Raw genomic sequence first — 21,864 nt, forward strand, 5'->3', positions numbered from 1 at the left:
CCCTTCTTTTCCGCATCCGACTTGCGCATTCCGCGTCCGGCCGCGTTGCGGCGTCTGCTGATCAGTGTGTTTGGTTCGCTGTTCTGGCGAACCTTCATGCTGATCGCATTGCTCATCGCGATCTCTCTGGGCGTGTGGTTCCAGAGCTTCCGTATTTTCGAGCGCGAACCGCGCGCGCAGCAGATCGCCATGCAGGTGGTCAGCGTGGTCAAGCTCACGCGGGCCGCGCTGCTGTATTCCGATCCGTCGCGACGCCGCTTCCTGCTGCTCGATCTCGTGCAGAACGAGGGTATCAAGGTCTACCCGCGCGAGAAGGAAGACGAATACCGCGAGCCGCACACCAACCCGTATCTGACACAGCTCGTCCAACAGGAAATCCGCAACCGGCTCGGCGCCGACGCGGTAATCGCCACGGCCGTCAATGACATCCCGGGCGTGTGGGTGAGCTTCCAGATCGAGGGCGACGACTACTGGGTTGCCATCAGCCCGGACCGTTTTGAGCACGTGCCTGGGTTGCAATGGCTGTGGTGGTCGATGGCGGCGCTGGTGCTGTCGGTGCTTGGCGCAGCGTTCATTACGTCACGCGTGAATCAGCCGCTCAAGCGCCTGGCCGATACGGCGCGCGCCATCAGTGCGGGAGATGATCCTAAGGCGCTGCCCGAAGGCGGCGGCACCGAAGTGGCGCAGGCGAATCACAGCTTCAACCAGATGGTGCGCGACCTCAAACAGCTTGAGGCCGATCGCGCCGTCATGCTGGCCGGCATCTCCCACGACCTGCGCACGCCGCTTACGCGCCTGCGCCTGGAAACGGAGATGAGCCCCGTCGACGAGCAAACGCGCGAACTGATGGTGGCCGACATCGAACAGATGGACGCGATCATCGGCCAGTTCCTGGACTACGCGCGCCCCAGCGGCGAGATGCTCGAAGACGTGGACCTGACCGAACTCGTGCGCGACACGGCGCCCGTCTACTCCGCACACGACGATATCGACCTGACGCTCAAGCTCGCGCCCGAGGCCATCGCCCGCTGCAACCGCATGGAAACGCAGCGCATTCTCGACAACCTGATCGAAAACGCACGACGCTACGGTAAGACCCCGGGCACGAACCGCGCGGAGATCACCGTCAGCACCTTCCTGCAAGGCAACGAAGTTGTATTGTGCGTGGCCGATCGCGGTGCGGGTGTGCCGACCGATCAGCTTGCGTTGCTCACGCGGCCGTTCTACCGCCTTGAATCGGCACGCAGCGAAGCCAAGGGCGCCGGGTTGGGCATGTCGATCGTCAATCGCATCTTGCAGCGCAGCGGCGGCCGCCTCCTTCTTGAGAACCGCACGCCGCCTGAGACGGGGCTGCTCGTGAGCGCGTGTTACGCGCGCGTCTGATCCGGCACACGGCCTCGATCTCCTCGGGCATATCCCCTGCTTCCCACCGCTGTCATGCGCCGCCGATAAGGTGCGGCGGCAGGCGGCACTATGGCCGGCGTTGAGAATATCAATTGGCCGGCTTCGAGTTCATCGCCAATACTCCAGCCGCCAGGCTGCACGCCTGCGCGTTCTTCGTCTCCGTCCGATTCCCCCGTCGGACCCGGGCGGCCGGTGAGCGTGTGTCTGCAAGTCCCCGTCTGGGTTCCGTACCCATTGCCACACAACTCCAGGAGAAGCTCATGAAGACCATTGGTGACAAGCTCGAACCGTTCAAGGTCGTCGGCGTCAAGCCCGGGTTCAACAATCACGAGGAGAACGGCCAGTCGGCGTTTGAAGACATCACCGAGACCTCGTTCCCAGGCAAATGGAAAGTCATCTTCTTCTATCCGAAGGACTTCACCTTTGTCTGCCCCACCGAAATCGTTGCCTTCGCCAAACTGAACGACGACTTTGCCGATCGAGACACCATCGTGCTCGGCGGTTCGACCGACAATGAATTCGTCAAGCTTGCATGGCGCCGCGAGCACAAAGACTTGAACAAGCTGAATCAGTGGTCGTTTGCGGATTCGACCGGCGCGCTGGTCGACCAGCTTGGCGTACGCGAGCACGAAGCCGGCGTTGCGTTGCGTGCCACCTTCATCGTCGACCCGGACAACGTGATCCAGCATGTGTCGGTCAACAACCTGAACGTGGGGCGCAATCCTGACGAAGTGCTGCGCATTCTCGACGGTCTGCAGACGGACGAGCTGTGCCCGTGTAACCGCGCGGTTGGCGGCGCGACGCTGTAACGGCCACGCAACGCCCTCCGAAGCCGAAGCCCGCCCTTGCGCGGGCTTTATTTTTTCGCTGCCGCTGATAGGAGAAATCGATGGAATTTCCGCAGACAATCAAGGGCCGGATTCCCGACTACGCCAAAGACATCCGCCTGAACCTGGACAGCACAATCGCGCGCTCGTCGCTAGAGGGCAATGATGCGATCGGCGTCGCACTGGCGGCCGCTTTCGCCACGAAGAGCAAAGTGCTGACCGATGCCATCCGCAATGCCGGGGTGCTGTCGCCCGAGGAAGTGAATGGCGCGCTGACCGCCGCCGCCCTAATGGGCATGAACACCGTCTGGTATCCGTACGTCGAGATGGCCGACGACTCCGACCTTGCGCAGCAGAAGGCGGAATTGCGCATGAACGCCTACGCCAACAACGGCGGCGTCGACAAGCGCCGGTTCGAGATGTATGCCCTGGCCGCTTCCATCATCGGGAAGTGTCATTTCTGCATTAAATCGCATTACGAATTGCTGAAGAATCACCAGGGGATGAGCGCGCAGCAGTTGCGGGATGTTGGTCGCATCGCGGCCGTGATCAACGCAGCGGCGCAGGTCATCGCGGCCGAATAGCTACGCCGATTCCGCAAACGAAAACGGCAGCCCGGATCGCTCCGGTGCTGCCGTTTGCCTTGGCGCGATGACAATGCGAGCTCAGTCAGTCCTGATCGGCGGCCTCTGCTCGATAGATCAGCACCACGGCCTGCGCGACGATGCCTTCCTCCTTGCCTTCAAAGCCGAGCTTCTCGTTGGTCTTGGCCTTGACGTTGCACCGCTCGGGCGCGATGCCCAGGTCCTCTGCGAGGTTGGCAACCATGCCGGGCACGTGTGGCGCGAGTTTCGGCTTCTGCGCAATGACGGTTGCGTCGACATTGCCGACCGCATAGCCCGCCTTGTGCACGCGGCGCACAGCTTCGCGCAGCAGCACACGGCTGTCGGCGCCGGCAAACGCCGGATCCGTGTCGGGAAAATGCCGGCCGATGTCACCCAGGCCGGCGGCGCCGAACAGCGCGTCGGTAATCGCATGCAGCAGCGCGTCAGCATCGGAGTGGCCGAGCAGGCCGCGCGTGTGCGGAATCTCCACGCCGCCCAAGATCAGCTTGCGGCCCTCCACCAGCGCGTGCACGTCGTAGCCCTGGCCAATGCGGATATCCATCCAGTTCATGCTTGCGGTGCCTCGTTGGGTTGTGCGTTCTGCGCGAGGATGGCCTCGGCGAGCGCAAAATCGTCGGGATACGTCACTTTGAAGTTGCGCAGCGCACCAGGAACAAGCAGCGGCGGATGGCCAGCGGCTTCAATCGCGCTGGCTTCGTCGGTGACGATGCGATGCTGCAACAGCGCTTCCCGCAAGGCGCGCTCCAGCAGGCCAAGCGGAAACATCTGCGGCGTCTGCGCTTGCCACAAGCCATCGCGCGGCACGGTCGCGCCGATGTGCTGGGCTGCATCGGCACGTTTGAGCGTGTCAGCCACGGGCAGTGCAAGGATGCCCCCCGCAGCTTGCGTGCCTTCGGCCTCTACAGCCGCAACCAAACGTGCAATCAGGGCGGGCGTCAAGCCAGGGCGCGCCGCGTCGTGCACGAGCACCCAATCGTCATCGTGCGCACCCAGACCACGCAACGCCGCCAACCCGTGGGCGACGGATGCGTGGCGCGAATCGCCACCGCAATCGACTTCGACCAGCTTGGGCGCGCCGAAACCGCCGTCGGGAAAGCGCTGCACGAGCGGCTGTGCGCCGGGCGTCGTCACCACAAGCACGGCATCGATTTCGGGGCTGGCCAGGAACGCCTGCGCCGTGTGCCACAGCATCGGCCGCCCGGCGATCACCTGATATTGCTTAGGCAGATCGCCGCCGGCGCGCGAGCCGGTGCCGGCCGAGGGAATCAGCGCAAAACGGCGTCGGCCGGGGAGGGAAATCGACATGACAGGCGGGAATGTGAACGTGGGCGCGGCATTTGCGTGGTTTTGGTGCTCGTCAAGCGCGCGGCTGGCGCGGATTTTATAATAGCGGTCTGCGTCACGACACCCCGCCTGCAAATGCCGGCGGGGTGTCGTGCTTTGTCTTGCAGTCGTGCCCCACAGAACCTGACACCTCATGTCCGATTTTTCGCTCTCCGCCCTGCCCGCCGTCAAACCGGGCTCGCGCTTCGTCTTCAGCGGCCTGCAGGGCGCGGCAGACGCTCTGCTGCTTGCGCGCTACCTGGAGCAGCATCGCGCCGCCGTGCCGATGCTGGCGGTGGTCTGCGCCAATGCCGTCGATGCCCAGCGTCTGGCGGAAGAGCTGCGCTGGTTTGCCCCGCAGGCGCGCGTGAAGCTGCTGCCGGACTGGGAAACGCTGCCGTACGACAATTTCTCGCCGCACCAGGATTTAATCTCCGAGCGGCTGGCGACGCTGCATGACCTGCAGAACGGTGCGTGCGACATTCTGCTCGTGCCGGCCTCCACGGCGCTGCAACGCGTGGCGCCGCCATCGTTCCTGGCCGCCTACACGTTCTTCTTCAAGAAGGGCGAAAAGCTGGACGAGGCCGCGCTGAAAGCGCAATTCACGCTGGCCGGCTACGAGCACGTCAGCGCCGTGATGCGCCCGGGCGAATATTCCGTGCGCGGCGGCCTGATCGACTTGTTCCCGATGGGCTCGCCGTTGCCATATCGGCTCGACCTGTTTGGCGATGAAATCGAGACCATTCGCTCGTTCGACCCCGACACGCAGCGCAGCCTCTACCCGGTGAATGAAGTCCGCCTGCTGCCGGGCCGCGAATTTCCGATGGACGAGGCCTCGCGCACCGCCTTCCGCGGACGCTGGCGCGAGGTGTTCGAAGGCGACCCGACGCGCTCGCCCATCTACAAGGACATCGGCAACGGCGTGCCCAGCGCCGGCATCGAGTATTACCTGCCGCTGTTCTTCGAAGAAACCGCGACGCTGTTCGACTACCTGCCGGGCGCCACGCATCTCGCTTTCGTGGGCGACATCGAAGGCGCGGTGCGCCGCTTCTGGGCCGACACCACGCAGCGCTACAACTTCATGCGCCACGATCGCGAACGGCCGCTGCTGCAGCCGTCGGCGCTGTATCTGGATGAAGAGGCGTTCTTCGTCGCTGCCAAGCCGCACGCTCGCCTGGTGTTGCGCGCCGAGCCCGGCGATGCACCGCTTTCGCTGCCGTTGCCGAACGTTGCCGTCAACCGCCGCGCAGAAGACCCGCTGGTCAATCTCGAATCGTTCCTGATGCGCAGCAATTGCCGCGTGATGATCTGCGCGGAATCCGCAGGCCGCCGCGAAACGCTCGCGCAAATGCTTGCCGCCAGCGGCCTGCACCCCGAAGGCGTAGCAGACTTCGCCGACTTGCTGAGCGGCGATGCCAAGTTCGTGCTGGGCGTGGCCCCGCTGTACCAGGGTTTCATCCTCGGCGACGAACGCATCGCGCTCATCACCGAGACCGAGCTGTACGCGCAAACCGTGCGCCGCGCCGGTCGCCGCAAGCAGGAACAGGCCACCGCCGTCGATTCGATGGTGCGCGATCTGGCTGAGTTGAAGATCGGCGATCCGGTGGTGCACAGCGAACACGGCATCGGCCGCTATCAGGGGCTGGTGTCCATCGACATGGGCAACGGCGAGGAAGAATTCCTGCACCTCGACTACGACAAGGGCAGCAAGCTCTATGTGCCGGTGCATCAGTTGCACGTGATCTCGCGCTACTCGGGCGCCGATCCGGAAACCGCGCCGCTGCATTCGCTCGGCTCCGGCCAGTGGGAAAAGGCCAAGCGCAAGGCGGCGCAGCAGATTCGCGATACGGCCGCCGAACTGCTGAACCTGTACGCGCGACGTGCGTTGCGCCAGGGCTTCGCCTTCCCGCTCACGCCCGAGGATTACGCCACCTTTGCCGAGAGCTTCGGCTTTGACGAAACGCCCGATCAGGCCGCCGCCATCGCCGCCGTGATCGCCGACATGACGTCGGGCAAGCCGATGGATCGCCTCGTCTGCGGTGACGTCGGCTTCGGCAAGACGGAAGTCGCGCTGCGTGCCGCGTTTGTTGCGGTGATGGGCGGCAAGCAGGTTGCCATCCTTGCGCCGACCACGCTGCTGGCCGAACAGCACTACCAGACGCTGGTCGACCGCTTTGCCGACTGGCCGGTGCGCATTGCCGAGATTTCGCGTTTCAAGAACAAGAAAGAGATCGATAGCGCGATCGAAGCCATCAACGCCGGCACCATCGATATCGTGATCGGCACGCACAAGCTGCTCTCGCCGGATGTGAAGTTCAACCGGCTGGGGCTCGTCATCATCGACGAGGAACACCGCTTTGGCGTGCGCCAGAAAGAAGCGCTCAAAACATTACGCGCCGAGGTAGACGTGCTCACGCTAACGGCCACGCCGATCCCGCGCACGCTGGGCATGGCGCTGGAAGGCCTGCGCGATTTCTCGGTGATCGCCACTGCGCCGCAGAAGCGGCTGGCCATCAAGACGTTCCTGCGCCGCGAGGAAGACGGCGTGCTGCGCGAAGCCATCCTGCGCGAGTTGAAACGCGGCGGCCAGGTCTATTTCCTGCACAACGAAGTCGAGACCATCGAGAACAAGCGCGCCAAACTGGAAGAGCTGATTCCGGAAGCGCGCGTGGTGGTCGCCCACGGCCAGATGCACGAGCGCGAACTGGAGCGCGTGATGCGCGATTTCGTGGCCCAGCGCGCCAACATCCTGCTGTGCACGACGATCATCGAAACTGGCATTGACGTGCCGACCGCCAACACGATCCTGATCCATCGCGCAGACAAGTTCGGCCTGGCGCAGTTGCACCAGTTGCGTGGCCGCGTCGGGCGCTCGCACCACCAGGCGTATGCGTATTTGCTGGTGCACGATGTGGATGGCCTGACCAAGCAGGCACAACGCCGTCTTGAAGCCATTCAGCAGATGGAAGAACTCGGCGCGGGCTTCTACCTGGCGATGCACGATCTGGAAATCCGTGGCGCCGGCGAGGTGCTGGGCGACAAGCAATCGGGCGAAATTTCCGAGATCGGCTTCCAGCTCTACACCGACATGCTCAACCAGGCGGTGAAGTCGCTCAAGGCCGGCAAGGAACCCGATTTGATGGCGCCGCTTGCGGCCACAACCGAAATCAACCTTGGCACGCCCGCCCTACTGCCCCAGGACTACTGCGGCGATGTGCAGGAGCGCCTCTCGCTGTACAAGCGTCTGGCCAACTGCGAAAGCGGCGAGACCATCGACAACATTCAGGAAGAGCTGATCGATCGTTTCGGCAAGCTGCCGCCGCAGGCGCAGTCGCTCATCGAAACGCACCGGCTGCGCATTGCGGCCGCGCCGCTGGGTATCCGCAAGATCGACACGGGCACGAACGCCGTCACGCTGCAGTTCATACCGAACCCGCCTGTCGATGCCTTCAAGATCATCGATCTCGTGCAGAAGAACCGGCAGATCAAGCTGGCGGGGCAAGATCGTCTGCGTATCGAAAACATTCCGGCCGAATTCGGCGCGCTGGCGCAGACCATTCGCCACGCCATGCGGCAATTGACGTGATCCGGTAGGATCGGCCGATCAGAACAAGGACACCACCATGAGCACCGCCCCCACACCGTTCTCCACCCTCGACTGGACGAACAAGCTCGTCAGCATCGACACCACCAGCCGCGGCTCCAACCTGGCATTGATCGAAACCGTGCGCGACTACCTGCGCGGCGTCGGTCTCGAATCGCATCTGTCGCACAACGACGATGGCAACAAGGCCAACCTGTTTGCCACGATTCCGGCAGCGGACGGTGGCGTGCAAGGCGGCATCGTGCTGTCGGGCCACACCGATGTGGTGCCCGTGGATGGCCAGAAATGGGACAGCAACCCGTTTGCGCCGGAAGTGCGCGACGGCAAGCTCTACGGACGCGGCACATGCGACATGAAGGGCTTCATCGCTTCGTCGCTGGCGCTGGTGCCGTCGCTGCTGCAGGCAAGGTTGCGCGAGCCTGTGCACCTTGCGCTGTCGTACGACGAGGAAGTCGGCTGCGTGGGCGCTCCGCGCATGATCGAAGACCTGATCGCCCGCGGCATCAAGCCGGCCGGCTGCATCGTCGGCGAGCCCACCGCCATGCGCCCGATCGTCGCGCACAAGGGCATCAACGCCTACCGCTGCCGCGTGCACGGCCGCGCTGCGCATTCATCGCTCACGCCGCAGGGCGTCAACGCCATCGAATACGCCGCGCGCATCATCTGTTTCGTGCGCGACCTGGCCGATGAATTCCGCGCCAAGGGCCCGTTCGACGATGCATTTGACGTGCCGTTCACCACGGCATCGACCGGCCTCATCAACGGCGGTATCGCGCTGAACACGATCCCCGCGCTGTGCGAGCTGGTATTTGAGTTCCGCAACCTGCCGGGCGTGGATGCGCCGGCCATCCGCGCGCGCGTCGAGCACTACGTGCGCGAAACCATCGAGCCCGCCATGCAGCGCGAGCACCCGGATGCCCGCATCGAACTCGACGAGATTGCCGCCGCGCCCTCTCTGGACGCATCCGAGCAAGCCGCCATTACGCAGCTTGTGCGTGTGCTGACTGAAGACAACGACAAACGCAAGGTCGCCTATGGCACTGAAGCCGGTCTCTTCCAGCGCGCCGGCATTCCTGCCGTGCTGTGCGGCCCGGGCAACATCGAACAGGCGCACAAGGCCAACGAATACGTCGAACTCGCTCAGCTCGACGCGTGCGACCGCTTCCTCGCCAAGGTGGCGCGCAGCCTGATGGTCGAAACGGCGTCCGCCTAACGCTTACACTGCAACGCCTCACCTTTTGGTGGGGCGCAATCCGCCAGGGGCGTTCGCTACAATAGCGGGCTTCCCCGGCGCCGAACTGCCCGCTCCCCGCTCCTGCCACTCCATGCCCGTCATTCTGCAAAGCCTGTCGCCGCTGTCCACCGGCGACATTGAATCCATCCGCAGCCTGTTTGGCAGCGCCGCTTACGAGATGCGCGCGCCCAATGTCGCCGCCATCGAATGGGTGCACGAACTGCCCAGCGAATTGCGCGTCCAGCTTGATGCCATCTGCGCCAACCTGAAGATGGACTACGCGTGGATTCCCGACGAATGGACGTTCGGCGACTTTCGCGTGCTGGCGATGGACATGGATTCCACGCTCATCACGATCGAGTGCATCGACGAGATTGCGGATTTCTGCGGGCTCAAGCCGCAGGTGGCGGCCATCACCGAAGCGTCGATGCGGGGTGAGATCAAGGATTTCAACGAGAGCCTGACGCGCCGCGTCGAACTGCTCAAGGGCCTGGATGCGAGCGTGCTGGAGCGCGTCTATGCCGAGCGCCTGCAGCTCTCCCCGGGTGCCGAAAAGATGCTCAAGGCTGTGCAAGCGCTGGGCATCCGCACGCTGCTGGTATCCGGCGGCTTCGAATTCTTCACCTCACGCCTGCAGGAGCGCCTGGGCCTTGACCGCACGCGCGCCAACACGCTGGAGATCGTCGACGGCAAGCTCACCGGCCGCGTGCTCGGCGAGATCGTCAATGCGGATGTGAAGGCGCAGACGCTCAAGGCGTTCTGCCAGGATCTGGGCGTATCGCCGCACAACGCCATCGCCATGGGCGACGGCTCGAACGATCTCAAGATGATGGGCGTGGCGGGCCTGTCGGTGGCGTTCCGCGCCAAGCCCATCGTGCAGGCACAGGCCGACGTGGCGTTCAACGTTGTCGGCCTGGATGGGTTGTTGAATCTGTTCCCGCAGCAGTAAGCCGCGATGGCGACTCGCCAACCTGCCCGCAGAAAACTCGCACCGGTGGTGCGAGAAACGGTGGATGCGCGGGATTACGCGGCCCTGCTCACCGAGGTCAGGGCGCGCATTCAGGCTGCGCAATATGCTGCCCTACGGGCGGTCAACAAAGAGCTGGTGGGCCTGTATTGGGACATCGGACAACTGATCGTGGCGCGGCAGCAAACCGACGGTTGGGGTAAAGCTGTCGTGCAGCAACTCGCTGCAGACCTGCAGGCGAGCTTTCCTGGCACGGGCGGTTTTTCAGCATCCAACCTGTGGCGGATGAAGGGATTCTTCGAGACCTACCGCGACGCAACAAAACTCGCACCGCTGGTGCGAGAAATCGGTTGGAGCCATAACCTGCTCATCCTTGAGCGCTGCAAAAACGCTCAAGAGCGTGAGTTTTACCTGCGCATGACGCGTAAATTCGGTTGGTCAAAGAGTGTTCTGGCCCATCAGATCGATAACCAGAGCTACGAAAAATCACTCCTCGGCCAGACCAATTTCGACAAGGCGCTGACGCCAACCCTGCGCGCGCAAGCCAAGCTGGCGGTAAAAGACGAATACGCCTTTGATTTTCTCGAGCTCGGCGATCAGCATAGCGAACGGGAGCTGGAGCGCGCGCTAATCACCCGCATCGAAGATTTCCTGCGAGCGATGGGCGGAATGTTTGCCTTCCTGGGAAGCCAATACCGGCTCGAAGTAGATGGCGACGAGTATTTCATCGACCTGTTGCTTTTCCACCGCCGCTTGCGCTCGCTGGTCGCCATCGAACTGAAGATCGGCAAGTTTGAACCCGAGTTCGTCGGCAAGATGCAGTTCTACCTCGCAGCCCTCGACGAACGGGTTCGCCAGGAGGACGAGAACCCGTCGATCGGCATCATCCTGTGCAAGGAAAAGAAGCGCACCATCGTCGAATACGCACTGCGCGATGCAAGAAAACCGATTGGCGTCGCGACTTACGCCATCACCAAGAGCTTGCCGAAGGAGTTGCAGGACCAGTTGCCTTCACCCGAAACCATTGCGCGCCTGCTTGAAACCCTGTAGCCGCGGCCATTAAAAACGGGGTGACACGATCGAATCGCACACCCCGCCATCGCCGTCCTCCGAAGCTTGAAAGGTCAAGCCCGCAGGTGCGTCTCCATCGCCTGCTTCAAATCCGCAATCAAATCACGCGGATCTTCCAGCCCGATATACAGCCGCACGAAACCGCCCGCGTTCTCCCAATCGGCCGGTGGCCAGGCGGTCGCCGTGCGCATCGACGGGATGTTGTACGGCAGCGCCAGGCTGTGCGCGCCGCCCCACGAAAAGCCGATCGCAAAGTAGCGCAGGCCTTCGATAAATGCATCGATCTGCGCCTGCGAATAGCGTTCGTGCAACACGATCGAGAACAATCCGCTCGCGCCGGTAAAGTCGCGCTTCCAGTTTTCGTGGCCCGGACAATCGGGCAGCGCCGGATGAAGCACGCGCACGACTTCGGGGCGGTCAGCCAGCCATTCGGCCACTTCGCGGGCGTGCGCGTCGTGCGCAGCCAGACGCGTCGGCAGGCTCGGCAGGCCGCGCAGCACGAAGTAGCAGTCGTCCGCAGACACGCCCCAGCCCATGCGCATGCGCGTGGCCAGCAGTTTATGGTGCAGCGCTTCGTCGTTGGTGATGGCGGCGCCCATGAGCACATCGCTGCCACCCGACTGGTACTTGGTCAACGCCTGCACGGAGATGTCGATGCCGTGTTCAAACGGCTGGTAGTACACGCCGCCGCTCCAGGTGTTGTCGATGGCGGTGACGGCGCCGGCCTTGCGCGCCACCTCCGCGATGGCCGTGCAGTCGGGCACTTCCATCGTCACGGAGCCCGGCGCTTCGAGCCACACGAGCTTGGTGTTGTGACGCATCAGGTCGGCAATGCCGGCGCCGATCATCGGGTCGTAGTAGCGCACGGTGATACCAAACTGGCGCGCCATCCATTCGCCGTGGTCACGGTTTGGGCCGTAGGCGTTGTCCGGGATCAGCACATCGTCGCCGGATTTGATCAGCGAGAAGTACACCAGCGAAATCGCCGCCAGCCCCGATGGGAGAAGCAGCGCGTGCGAGCCGCCTTCGATCTGCGCCAGCGCTTGGCACAGTGTGTCGGAGGTCGGTGTGGCATGCAGGCCGTAGCGCCAGTGCACCACGCTACCGCTGCCGAAGGCGCGCATGTCGGCGAGGTCCTTGAACACCACCGTCGACGCACGATGCGTGGCATGCGAGAACGCCGTGAAGCCCGGCGGGATATGCAAGTCCGGATGGACAGCCTGGGTCGCGGGAAACATCGGCGGGAGCTTGGTGTCGTCGTTCACGTGGTTTCCTGTTTGATGGCGTATGAGCAATTTCCTGCTGCTTACCAGTACGCGCTTGATCGCGTCGGATTGCTGGACGGTGGCGCAATCTGACCCGGTGCGGCGGGAACCAGCGGCGTCATTGGCGTTGCGGGCACTGCGGCATTGCTGTTGGCTGTGGCATCGTACGGCGGAATCACCACCACCGCGACGGGCCGCAGCACAAAGGGCAACGTGTGGCCGTCGTGGGCCACGTCCGTCCACGTGCCGCGCACAATGCCGTGACCGTCGATGGCGCCTTCCCAGGTACCCGTGACGTGCGTGCCGTCATCAGACTCCTCCATGAGAAAACCGCCGTTTTCATATTCGCCGGTCACCAGGCGCACGCCGGCCGCGTTGCCCGCAACGTATTCGCCGTGGACGCTGTCGATTTCACCGGTCTTGCGGCCAAGGCGCATGCGGATCGGCATGTCGCCGATCACGCCGGTATAGACGGGATATTTCGCGTAGTCGGGCTGCGGTTGCAGCAAGCGGGGCGGCGCGGTCTGGGCGGCGACCCCGTTATCGCCCTTCCTGGCCTGAGCGCGACGCTTGTCGCCATCGGCAATGGCGCGGTTCAGGCCGAGGTCACCCGGCTGCACGTTGGCGCTGCCGGTCGACACGTCGTAGCCGTTGTTGGCGGCCGGCGTCTGCGCGGACACCGGCGCCACGCCCGCGGCCAGCATCAGCGCGAGCAGCGCGCCGACGGGCCGAATCAGACGTTCAATCGAGAAAATGCGTTCAGATGCGCTCGAACACCGCCGCAATGCCTTGTCCTCCACCAATACACATGGTCACCAGCGCGTAGCGACCACCGATGCGCTGCAGTTCGTGCAGCGCCTTGACCGTGATAAGCGCACCCGTTGCGCCGATCGGGTGGCCGAGCGAGATGCCCGAACCGTTCGGGTTGACCTTGGCTGGGTCGAGGCCGAGTTCTTTCGTCACCGCGCAGGCTTGGGCGGCAAATGCCTCGTTGGCTTCGATCACATCCAGATCATTGACCGACAGGCCTGCGCGCTCCAGCGCCTTGCGCGTAGCCGGCACGGGGCCGATACCCATGATCTTCGGATCCACGCCAGCGTGGCCGTACGACACCAGCCGCGCCAACGGCTTGAGGCCGCGCTTCTCCGCCTCCGAGCGCTCCATCAGCACCAGCGCGGCAGCCGCGTCATTCAGGCCCGAAGCGTTGCCTGCCGTGACCGTGCCGTTCTCTTTCGTGAAGACCGGCTTCAGCTTGGTCATGTCGTCGATGGTCGCGTCGTGGCGGACGTGCTCATCGGTATCGAACTGGATATCGCCCTTGCGCGACTTGATCGTCACCGGAACGATCTGGTCTTTGAAGTAGCCGGCCTGGATGGCGCGCGATGCACGCTGGTGGGATTCCAGCGCGGTCTGGTCTTGCTGCTCGCGGCTGATACCGAATTCGCGGGCGACGTTCTCCGCCGTCACTCCCATGTGCATAGCGTGGAACGGGTCATGCAGCGCGCCCAGCATCATGTCGACCATCTTGGCATCGCCCATGCGCGAACCCCAGCGGGCGGCGGGTGCAAGGTACGGCGCACGACTCATGCTTTCTGCACCGCCGGCAATGGCAACGTCGGCGTCGCCAAGCAGAACGGTTTGCGCGGCGCTCACCACGGCCTGCAGGCCCGAACCGCACAGGCGGTTGACGTTGAACGCAGGCGTTTCGGCCGACACACCGCCGTTCACAGCCGCCACGCGCGAGAGATACATGTCGCGCGGCTCGGTGTTGATCACGTGGCCAAACACCACATGGCCAACGTCTTCGCCCTTCACACTTGCGCGGGCCAGCGCCTCGCGCACGACAAGCGCGCCCAGTTCGCACGGCGCCACATCCTTCAGGCTGCCGCCAAACGTCCCGATTGCGGTACGAACGCCGCTGACCACCACCACTTCACGTGCCATTGCTGTCTCCTGTGCCATCGAAATTGGATGGCGGTCAGTATAAACGCACGACCGTTCGCAAATTTTAGGTACGACTACCTAAGGGCATCAGACCTCGCCCCACAGGTCGTGACCATCGGCGCCGGTAATCTTGACCGACACGAAATCGCCCGCCTTGTAGCGCTTGTATGGCTTCGACGGCGGCGCGATATAGACCAGGCCATCAATCTCCGGCGCATCCGCCGACGAACGGCCGATGCCGCCGTCCTGATTAACCTCATCCACGAGCACGCGCAGCGACTTGCCAACTTTGCGCTGGAGGCGGCGCGCAGACACGCGCTCGGCCACTTCCATGAAGCGCGCGCGGCGCTCCTCGCGCACCTCGTCGGGCAGCGCGCCCGGCAGGTCGTTGGCAGTGGCGCCTTCGACCGGCGAATACGCGAAGCAACCCACGCGGTCCAGCTCGGCCTCGGCAATGAAGTCGAGCAGCGTTTGGAACTCTTCTTCCGTTTCACCCGGGAAGCCAGCGATGAACGTGCTACGGATGGTCAACTCCGGGCAGATCTCGCGCCAGGCGCGGATGCGATCCAGCGTTTTCTCGGCGTTGGCCGGGCGCTTCATGCGCTTGAGCACGTCTGGGTGGGCGTGCTGCAGAGGCACGTCCAGATACGGAAGGACCTTGCCCTCTGCCATCAACGGCATCACCTCATCGACGCTCGGGTACGGGTAGACGTAATGCAGACGCACCCAGGCGCCGTACTGCGATGCCAACTCGCCAAGCGCACCCACCAATTCGGTCATGCGCGTCTTCAGCGGGCGGCCATTCCAGAAGCCCATGCGGAATTTGACATCGACGCCATAAGCGCTGGTGTCCTGCGAGATGACGAGCAGCTCCTTTACGCCGGCCTTCAGCAGGTTTTCCGCCTCCAGCATCACTTCGGCCACCGGGCGCGAAACGAGATCGCCGCGCATCGACGGGATGATGCAGAAGCTGCAACGGTGGTTGCAGCCCTCGGAAATCTTCAGATACGCGTAGTGCTTGGGCGTGAGCTTGATGCCCTGCGGCGGAACCAGATCGATGAACGGGTCGTGGGGCTTGGGCAGGTGCGTGTGCACCGCTTCCATCACTTCGCCCAGCGCATGAGGGCCGGTCACGGCCAGCACCTTCGGGTGTACGTTGGTGATGATGTCCTGTCCCGCGGCGTCCTTCTTGGCACCCAGGCAGCCAGTCACGATCACCTTGCCGTTCTCGGCCAGCGCCTCGCCAATCGCATCCAGGCTTTCCTGCACAGCCTCGTCGATGAAGCCGCAGGTGTTGACGACCACCAGGTCCGCCCCGCCATACGTGCCGGAAATCTCATACCCCTCCGCACGCAGTTGGGTGATGATCTGCTCGGAATCGACCAAGGCCTTGGGACAACCGAGACTGACGAACCCCACCTTGGGGCTCTGGGTACTGACGTCGGACATGGGAACAACCTGATGTGGGAGAGGATTTGCGCGGTGCACACAGGGTGTGCAGCGCGGTTGCGTATTTTAACCGTTCGCCGCGCCTGGGCGGCCAAGCCGAAGCTGCATCTGTTCAATCACGCGCTCGATTTCCAGCGCGTCCTGCAGCCGGCGGATCGCATCGTGCAGTTCCGCGGCCTGCGGCCACGTCCGCTTCAGATAGCTCAGCCAGAGTTTGACGCGGCCATGCTCATGCTTGGCCGAGATACGCGCATGCAGCTTTTTCAGATAATCGGCGAGATAGCCCAGCACAACCGGCCATTCCGCCGCAGACGGCGCTTGGTCCATCTGCCCGCGAATGCGCCGGGCCAGGAACGGGTCAGACACGGCGCCACGCCCGATCATCACGTCATTGCAGCCGCTGACGGCCCGGCAGCGCTCCCAATCGGCCACGGTCCAGACTTCGCCATTGGCGGTCACGGGGATGCTCACGGCGTCGGCGATGCGTGCAATCCAGTCCCAATGGGCGGGAGGACGGTAGCCGTGGTCGCGCGTGCGGGCATGCACGACGAGCGATTCGGCACCGCCTTCCGCCAGGGCCGTCGCACAATCAATCGCCCGGGAAGTATCGGAAACGCCGAGCCGCATCTTCGCCGTCACCGAAATGTTGGCCGGCACGGCGGCTCGCACGGCGTGCACGATGTCGTACAGCACTTCCGGCGTGGCGAGCAGCATGGCGCCGCCGCCGTGCCGGTTCACGACCTTGGCCGGGCAACCGAAGTTGAGGTCGATGCCATGCGGCGTGAGAGTCGCCGCGTATGCCGCATTGCGGGCCAGCCATTCCGGATCGCTGCCGAGGAGCTGGATGGTCATCGGCGTGCCGCTGGCGGTATAGCCGCCGTTGCCGATCTCAGGAGTCTCACGTTCGTACGTGCGCGCGGGCAGCAACGAGCCCGTCACCCGGACGAACTCCGAGACGCATCCGTCGTAGCCGCCAGCTTGAGTCAGCACGTCGCGCATGACGTAATCCGCGACCCCTTCCATGGGGGCAAGCAAAAGACGGCTCATGCGAAAACGGAAGACGGCCGGCGCACGGGCCGGGGGCGAACATCAAACATGGGAGACCGAAGCGGGAATCGTGATGGTCGGAGATGCGTACACCTCACCCGAAAGCCGAGCATTTTACCTTGCCGCCCTCACCCGCGCGCACCCAACAAAAAAGGCGAACCGCCATGCGATTCGCCTTGTTTTACCAGCCCGCCGAACTTACTTCTTTTCGGGCGGCTGGTTGAACGGGAATGTCCCGAACATGTTCTTGGCTTGGCTCTGCATCTGCTCCTGCATCTGCACGAACAGGTTTTTGCTCTGCTCGATGTAGTTGCTCATCATGCCTTGCATCATCGGCCCCTGCATGTTCATGAATTGCGACCACATGTCCGGGTTGAAGGAGTTGCCGCTGTACAGATCCTTCGAGTTTTCGGCCAGCTTGCTCTGGATGTCGACAAACGCCTGGATGTTCTTTTCCAGGTACGTGCCCATCATGCCCTGCATGGCGTTGCCATAGAAACGGATGATCTGAGCGAGCATCGCGCCGGAGAACATCGGCACACCGCCGGTTTCCTCTTCCAGGATGATCTGCAGCAGGATGCTGCGGGTCAGGTCTTCACCGGATTTCGCATCAACAACGCGAAACTCTTCGGTTTCCATCACGAGCTGCTTAACGTCTGCCAGCGTGATGTACGTGCTGGTTTGGGTATCGTAGAGCCGGCGGTTGGGATATTTCTTGATCAGCCGTTCGGTGCCCTTCTTGCTGGTGGCCATCGTGCCTTTCCGTGTTGGCGATGCTGCTGCGGTGCAGCCGATGCAGTGCGAAATGACTGCACCGAGCGATGCAGCAAAATACGCGGTTGCCGGCTGTTCCGATCTGCGCGCGAATGCTGCATTCAATAGCAGCGCAGATGCATCCGGTTATGAGCGGACGCCCCGTGTCTCCCTGCGGAGCGCCTCCGTGATTGGATTCTATGCGGATCGCCCTGCAAAGAAAAGGCGACCTCCCCCGGTAAAAACCCGCAGCATTTTGATGCGGCTCACGCACTCGGACAGTTGTCCGGAAAGGATGCAAAAGCCTGCTGCGATGCAATCGAGCATCGCAGCATGCAGGGCAAAGCAAGGGGAAAAATGCTGCACCCATGCTGCAGCATCGCCGCAGCATGGGCGTGGGAGCGTCAGCCCATGTGCAGGCCGCCGTTGAGGGAGAAGTCCGCGCCGGTGGAGAAGCCGGACTCTTCAGATGCCAGCCATGCGCAGATCGAGGCAATCTCGGTCGGCTCGCCCAGGCGCTTGACCGGGATCGTGCCAATAATCTTGTCGAGCACATCCTGACGAATCGCTTTCACCATGTCGGTGGCGATGTAGCCGGGCGACACCGTGTTGACCGTCACGCCCTTGGTGGCAACTTCCTGCGCCAGCGCCATCGTGAAGCCATGCAAGCCAGCCTTGGCCGTCGAGTAGTTGGTCTGACCAAACTGCCCCTTCTGGCCGTTCACCGACGAGATGTTGACGATACGGCCCCAGCCGCGATCGGCCATGCCATCGATGACCTGCTTGGTCACGTTGAACAGCGAAGTCAGGTTGGTGTCGATCACTGCATCCCAGTCGGCGCGGGTCATCTTGCGGAACACCACGTCGCGCGTGATGCCGGCGTTGTTGATCAGGACATCCACCTCGCCCACTTCGGCCTTGACCTTGTCGAACGCGGCCTTGGTGGACTCCCAATCGCCGACGTTGCCCTCGGACGGCACGAAATCGAAACCCAGCGCCTTTTGTTGTTCGAGCCATTTCGCCTTGCGCGGCGAGTTCGGGCCGCAGCCTGCGACAACGGTGAAGCCGTCGCGCGCCAAGCGCTGGCAAATCGCCGTTCCGATACCGCCCATGCCACCGGTGACGTATGCAATGCGTTTGGTCATGTCCACTCCTATTCCTTGTTGTTAGAACTGCCCGGACTCTTGCCAGGCAGGGGATGCTCAGGTGTCTCGGATTGGCGTGTGCGGTATTCGTTCCACCCCACGCCAATCCCACTGCAAAAAACTTACGGACGCTCGACCGCCAGCGCCACGCCCATGCCGCCGCCGATACACAGCGAGGCGAGGCCCTTCTTCGCATCGCGCTTCTGCATTTCGTGCAGCAGCGTGACCAGGATGCGGCAGCCCGACGCGCCGATCGGGTGGCCGATCGCAATCGCACCGCCATTGACGTTGACCTTGGACGTATCCCAGCCCATCTGCTGATGCACGGCCAGCGCCTGAGCGGCAAACGCCTCGTTGATCTCCATCAGGTCTAGGTCGCCAACCGACCAGCCGGCGCGCGACAGGCAGCGCTTCGATGCCGGTACCGGGCCCATGCCCATGACCTTCGGGTCCAGGCCTGCGCTCGCGTAAGCGCGGATCGTAGCCAGCGGCGTCAGGCCCAGTTCCTTTGCCTTGGCGGCCGACATCACCACGACAGCGGCGGCGCCGTCGTTCAGGCCCGATGCGTTGGCCGCCGTCACCGTGCCGGCCTTGTCGAAGGCTGGTTTCAGGCCAGCCATCGATTCGAGCGTGGCGCCATGGCGAACGAACTCATCCTGCGTGAAGGCAATCGGATCGCCCTTGCGCTGCGGGATCAGGATCGGAACGATTTCGTCATTGAAACGGCCCGACTTCTGCGCAGCTTCAGCCTTGTTCTGCGAAGCCACGGCAAACTCGTCCTGCGCTTCACGCGTGATGCCGTACTCCTTGGCAACGTTCTCGGCCGTGATGCCCATGTGGTATTGGTTGTAGACGTCCCACAGCCCATCCACAATCATCGAATCGATCAGCTTGGCATCGCCCATGCGGAAACCATCGCGCGAGCCCGGCAAGACGTGCGGCGCGGCGGACATGTTTTCCTGGCCACCGGCCACGACGATCTCGGCATCGCCCGCCATGATGGCGTTGGCCGCCAACATCACGGCCTTCAGGCCCGATCCGCACACCTTGTTGATGGTCAGACCGGGCACCATGTTCGGCAGCCCAGCCTTGATGACGGACTGGCGCGCCGGGTTCTGGCCCGAGCCGGCAGTCAGCACCTGCCCCATGATGACTTCGCTCACTTGGTCCGGTGCCACCTTGGCACGCGCGAGTGCTTCGCGGATAACGGCCGCGCCAAGCTCAGGCGCAGCGATCTTCGCCAGCGAGCCACCAAACTTGCCCACGGCGGTGCGTACCGCCGATACGATCACAACATCGGTCATTTGCTTACCTTCCACTGTCGAAAGAGAGGGTCGTTGGACACCGTCAGCGGCCGAAGCCGCGACGGCAACGGGGGTTCATGCGCGCGATCTTACGCTTTCTGTTTGACGTAGCGGCCAGGCGCCGGCTCGATGGCCGGGTAGTCCGCATTGCCGTAGCTCTTGGGTGCTGCCTTCTGCGCGCCGGCGTGCGACGCCAGCCAGGTAGACCAATCCGGCCACCAGCTGCCCGGATGCTCCTTGGCACCCTCGAGCCACGCATCGGCGGTATCGGGCAGCTTGGCATTGATCCAGTGCGAACGCTTGTTGGCCGCGGGTGGGTTGATCACGCCTGCGATATGTCCCGAGGCACCCAGCACGAAACGCCGCTTGCCCTTGAGCAGCGGCACGGAGCCATAAGCGGACTTCCATGGGACGATGTGGTCTTCACGCGAGCCGTAGATGTAGACCGGCACGTCGATCTTGCTGAGATCCACCGGCGTGCCGTTCACCTTCAGCTTGCCCGGCGTTTTGAGGTCGTTCTGCAGATACGTGTGGCGCAGGTACCAGCAGTACCACGGGCCTGGCAGGTTGGTGGAGTCGCCATTCCAGTACAGCAGGTCGAACGGCGCGGGCGTCTTGCCCTTCAGATAATTCTCAACAACGTAGTTCCAGACCAGATCATTCGGTCGCAGGAACGAGAACGTGTTTGCCAGCTCGACACCACGCAGCAGGCCCGGGCCGGTCGGCGCATTGCTGCCGATGGTCTTCTCCCGCATTTCCACCTGAGCTTGATCGACGAACACGTCGAGAATGCCGGTGTCCGTAAAGTCGAGCAGCGTGGTCAGCAGCGTCAGGCTTGCCGCCGGATGCTCGCCGCGCGCAGCCAGCACCGCGAGTGCAGTCGACAGGATCGTTCCACCCACACAGAAGCCCAGCACATTGATCTGGTCCTGCGCAGAGATTTCGCGCGCTACGCGAATGGCCTCGATCGCGCCGCCTTCGATGTAGTCGTCCCATGTGCGGGGCGCCATGCTCGCGTCCGGATTGCGCCACGACACCAGGAACACGGTGTTGCCCTGCTCCACCGCATAGCGCACAAGCGAATTGGCCGGCTGCAGATCCAGGATGTAGAACTTGTTGATGCACGGCGGCACCAGCAGCAGCGGACGCGCATGCACCTTGGCCGTCAGCGGCTTGTACTGAATGAGCTGGAAATAATCGTTCTCGAAGACGACGGCGCCTTCGCTGTTGGCGACATTGCGGCCGATCTCGAACGCCGTTTCGTCGGTCTGCGAGATCTTGCCCCGCTCCATGTCCTGCAGCATGTTCAGGATGCCGGTACGCAGGGATTCGCCACGCGATTCAATCAGATGCTTCTGGGCCTCTGGGTTGGTCGCAAGGAAGTTGGACGGCGACATGGCGGCCGTCCATTGCGACACGGCAAAACGCACGCGCTCGCGGGTCTTGGCGTCTGCTTGCACGGCGTCTGCCATTTCCATCAGCGTGCGGGCGTTGAGCACGTAGAACGCAGCGGCGTAGCCGTAGAGCGGACTCTTGCGCCAGGCATCGTTCGAGAAACGGCGATCAGACGGCGCCACGGCCTCGGCGCTTTCGCCGGTGCTCATATGGCGCCAGATCTGGAGCCACTCTTCAAGATATTTCTGCTGAATTTCGGCCAGCCGCTCGTGCGGGATCAGCGCGAAGGGAACCGCGCCTTCGCCCATCGCTGCGCCGTTGAACTGGCCAAGACCCGGCGCCGCGGCACCGGGTTGTGCGAAGGCGCCCGCAAAGGCTTGCCATTGCTTGAACTGCTCTGCCCACTGCGTAGGGTCCGACAAGCCCTGCCAGGGAGCTTGAGTGTGGGCGCTAGATGCTTTGGATGATGTCGATTGACGCGATGCCATAGTGCCCTCGATCCGACG

18 protein-coding genes are annotated in these 21,864 nt (G+C 63.3%); 7 read left to right on the forward strand and 11 right to left on the reverse strand.

The genetic code is table 11. The features are described 5' to 3' along the window. Window positions 1–21 precede the first annotated feature (21 nt). The 3 genes from NKG59_RS17985 (at window position 22) to NKG59_RS17995 (ending at window position 2,815) form a co-directional block, all read left to right on the forward strand. Window positions 22–1,383, forward strand: coding sequence for an ATP-binding protein (locus tag NKG59_RS17985; protein WP_253539608.1), 1,362 nt, complete (start codon window positions 22–24; stop codon window positions 1,381–1,383). A 281-nt stretch (window positions 1,384–1,664) separates the two neighbouring features. After that, window positions 1,665–2,213 carry a peroxiredoxin gene (locus tag NKG59_RS17990; RefSeq protein WP_253539610.1) on the forward strand — a complete coding sequence of 183 codons (549 nt, stop codon included), beginning with the start codon at window positions 1,665–1,667 and terminating at the stop codon, window positions 2,211–2,213. A gap of 80 nt (window positions 2,214–2,293) precedes the next feature. Next, the gene (locus tag NKG59_RS17995; RefSeq protein ID WP_253539612.1) at window positions 2,294–2,815 is read left to right on the forward strand and encodes a carboxymuconolactone decarboxylase family protein; all 522 of its coding nucleotides are present in this window, start codon (window positions 2,294–2,296) and stop codon (window positions 2,813–2,815) included. 85 nt (window positions 2,816–2,900) lie between these two features. Here the strand turns inward: NKG59_RS17995 and ispF are convergent, their stop codons facing one another. Next, complete coding sequence (ispF, locus tag NKG59_RS18000) at window positions 2,901–3,407, reverse strand: 2-C-methyl-D-erythritol 2,4-cyclodiphosphate synthase (protein WP_045202941.1); 507 nt, start codon at window positions 3,405–3,407, stop codon at window positions 2,901–2,903. Continuing rightward, window positions 3,404–4,162: a 2-C-methyl-D-erythritol 4-phosphate cytidylyltransferase gene (gene ispD, locus NKG59_RS18005; protein WP_253539614.1), complete on the reverse strand. Its 759-nt coding sequence runs from the start codon at window positions 4,160–4,162 to the stop codon at window positions 3,404–3,406. Before ispD ends, ispF begins: the two co-directional genes overlap by 4 nt. A gap of 172 nt (window positions 4,163–4,334) precedes the next feature. Between ispD and mfd the strand changes: the two genes are divergently transcribed. The 4 genes from mfd to NKG59_RS18025 all read left to right on the forward strand — a co-directional run bounded on the left by mfd (window position 4,335) and on the right by NKG59_RS18025 (window position 11,035). Beyond that, complete coding sequence (gene mfd / locus NKG59_RS18010) at window positions 4,335–7,766, forward strand: transcription-repair coupling factor (RefSeq protein ID WP_253539616.1); 3,432 nt, start codon at window positions 4,335–4,337, stop codon at window positions 7,764–7,766. A 37-nt stretch (window positions 7,767–7,803) separates the two neighbouring features. Beyond that, window positions 7,804–8,997: an acetylornithine deacetylase gene (gene argE, locus NKG59_RS18015; RefSeq protein WP_253539618.1), complete on the forward strand. Its 1,194-nt coding sequence runs from the start codon at window positions 7,804–7,806 to the stop codon at window positions 8,995–8,997. A gap of 112 nt (window positions 8,998–9,109) precedes the next feature. Beyond that, window positions 9,110–9,967, forward strand: coding sequence for a phosphoserine phosphatase SerB (serB, locus tag NKG59_RS18020; protein WP_253539620.1), 858 nt, complete (start codon window positions 9,110–9,112; stop codon window positions 9,965–9,967). A gap of 6 nt (window positions 9,968–9,973) precedes the next feature. After that, window positions 9,974–11,035, forward strand: a complete 1,062-nt coding sequence (locus NKG59_RS18025; RefSeq protein WP_253539621.1) for a PDDEXK nuclease domain-containing protein — start codon at window positions 9,974–9,976, stop codon at window positions 11,033–11,035. Window positions 11,036–11,109: 74 nt separating this feature from the next. Here the strand turns inward: NKG59_RS18025 and NKG59_RS18030 are convergent, their stop codons facing one another. The 9 genes from NKG59_RS18030 to phaC form a co-directional block, all read right to left on the reverse strand. After that, a complete protein-coding gene (locus NKG59_RS18030) occupies window positions 11,110–12,321 on the reverse strand; it encodes a cystathionine beta-lyase (protein ID WP_253539623.1) in 1,212 nt (403 codons plus the stop codon). A gap of 41 nt (window positions 12,322–12,362) precedes the next feature. Beyond that, window positions 12,363–13,106, reverse strand: a complete 744-nt coding sequence (locus NKG59_RS18035) for a hypothetical protein (RefSeq protein ID WP_253540103.1) — start codon at window positions 13,104–13,106, stop codon at window positions 12,363–12,365. After that, window positions 13,081–14,265: a beta-ketothiolase BktB gene (bktB, locus tag NKG59_RS18040; protein WP_045202949.1), complete on the reverse strand. Its 1,185-nt coding sequence runs from the start codon at window positions 14,263–14,265 to the stop codon at window positions 13,081–13,083. Before bktB ends, NKG59_RS18035 begins: the two co-directional genes overlap by 26 nt. A gap of 87 nt (window positions 14,266–14,352) precedes the next feature. Beyond that, complete coding sequence (gene rimO / locus NKG59_RS18045) at window positions 14,353–15,714, reverse strand: 30S ribosomal protein S12 methylthiotransferase RimO (RefSeq protein ID WP_253539625.1); 1,362 nt, start codon at window positions 15,712–15,714, stop codon at window positions 14,353–14,355. A 66-nt stretch (window positions 15,715–15,780) separates the two neighbouring features. Next, window positions 15,781–16,761 carry a tRNA dihydrouridine synthase gene (locus NKG59_RS18050; protein ID WP_253539627.1) on the reverse strand — a complete coding sequence of 327 codons (981 nt, stop codon included), beginning with the start codon at window positions 16,759–16,761 and terminating at the stop codon, window positions 15,781–15,783. Between the two features lie 198 nt (window positions 16,762–16,959). Further along, window positions 16,960–17,514 (reverse strand): polyhydroxyalkanoate synthesis repressor PhaR, encoded by a 555-nt coding sequence (gene phaR, locus NKG59_RS18055; protein ID WP_024975563.1) that lies wholly within the window; start codon window positions 17,512–17,514, stop codon window positions 16,960–16,962. Between the two features lie 404 nt (window positions 17,515–17,918). Further along, window positions 17,919–18,659: a 3-ketoacyl-ACP reductase gene (locus NKG59_RS18060; RefSeq protein WP_024975562.1), complete on the reverse strand. Its 741-nt coding sequence runs from the start codon at window positions 18,657–18,659 to the stop codon at window positions 17,919–17,921. A 122-nt stretch (window positions 18,660–18,781) separates the two neighbouring features. Then, window positions 18,782–19,963, reverse strand: a complete 1,182-nt coding sequence (locus NKG59_RS18065) for an acetyl-CoA C-acetyltransferase (RefSeq protein ID WP_253539629.1) — start codon at window positions 19,961–19,963, stop codon at window positions 18,782–18,784. A gap of 89 nt (window positions 19,964–20,052) precedes the next feature. After that, window positions 20,053–21,846: a class I poly(R)-hydroxyalkanoic acid synthase gene (gene phaC / locus NKG59_RS18070; RefSeq protein ID WP_253539632.1), complete on the reverse strand. Its 1,794-nt coding sequence runs from the start codon at window positions 21,844–21,846 to the stop codon at window positions 20,053–20,055. Between the last annotated feature and the right edge of the window lie 18 nt (window positions 21,847–21,864).

It is taken from the genome of Ralstonia chuxiongensis, assembly GCF_024158925.1.
GTDB lineage: Bacteria > Pseudomonadota > Gammaproteobacteria > Burkholderiales > Burkholderiaceae > Ralstonia > Ralstonia chuxiongensis.

Coding starts and splice junctions, on each gene's coding strand:
- NKG59_RS17990 (WP_253539610.1), top strand. CDS start 1,665: ATGAAGACCATTGGTGACAAGCTCGAACCGTTCAAGGTCGTCGGCGTC.
- NKG59_RS17995 (WP_253539612.1), top strand. CDS start 2,294: ATGGAATTTCCGCAGACAATCAAGGGCCGGATTCCCGACTACGCCAAA.
- ispF (WP_045202941.1), bottom strand. CDS start 3,407: ATGAACTGGATGGATATCCGCATTGGCCAGGGCTACGACGTGCACGCG.
- ispD (WP_253539614.1), bottom strand. CDS start 4,162: ATGTCGATTTCCCTCCCCGGCCGACGCCGTTTTGCGCTGATTCCCTCG.
- mfd (WP_253539616.1), top strand. CDS start 4,335: ATGTCCGATTTTTCGCTCTCCGCCCTGCCCGCCGTCAAACCGGGCTCG.
- argE (WP_253539618.1), top strand. CDS start 7,804: ATGAGCACCGCCCCCACACCGTTCTCCACCCTCGACTGGACGAACAAG.
- serB (WP_253539620.1), top strand. CDS start 9,110: ATGCCCGTCATTCTGCAAAGCCTGTCGCCGCTGTCCACCGGCGACATT.
- NKG59_RS18025 (WP_253539621.1), top strand. CDS start 9,974: ATGGCGACTCGCCAACCTGCCCGCAGAAAACTCGCACCGGTGGTGCGA.
- bktB (WP_045202949.1), bottom strand. CDS start 14,265: ATGGCACGTGAAGTGGTGGTGGTCAGCGGCGTTCGTACCGCAATCGGG.
- rimO (WP_253539625.1), bottom strand. CDS start 15,714: ATGTCCGACGTCAGTACCCAGAGCCCCAAGGTGGGGTTCGTCAGTCTC.
- NKG59_RS18050 (WP_253539627.1), bottom strand. CDS start 16,761: ATGAGCCGTCTTTTGCTTGCCCCCATGGAAGGGGTCGCGGATTACGTC.
- phaR (WP_024975563.1), bottom strand. CDS start 17,514: ATGGCCACCAGCAAGAAGGGCACCGAACGGCTGATCAAGAAATATCCC.
- NKG59_RS18060 (WP_024975562.1), bottom strand. CDS start 18,659: ATGACCAAACGCATTGCATACGTCACCGGTGGCATGGGCGGTATCGGA.
- NKG59_RS18065 (WP_253539629.1), bottom strand. CDS start 19,963: ATGACCGATGTTGTGATCGTATCGGCGGTACGCACCGCCGTGGGCAAG.
- phaC (WP_253539632.1), bottom strand. CDS start 21,846: ATGGCATCGCGTCAATCGACATCATCCAAAGCATCTAGCGCCCACACT.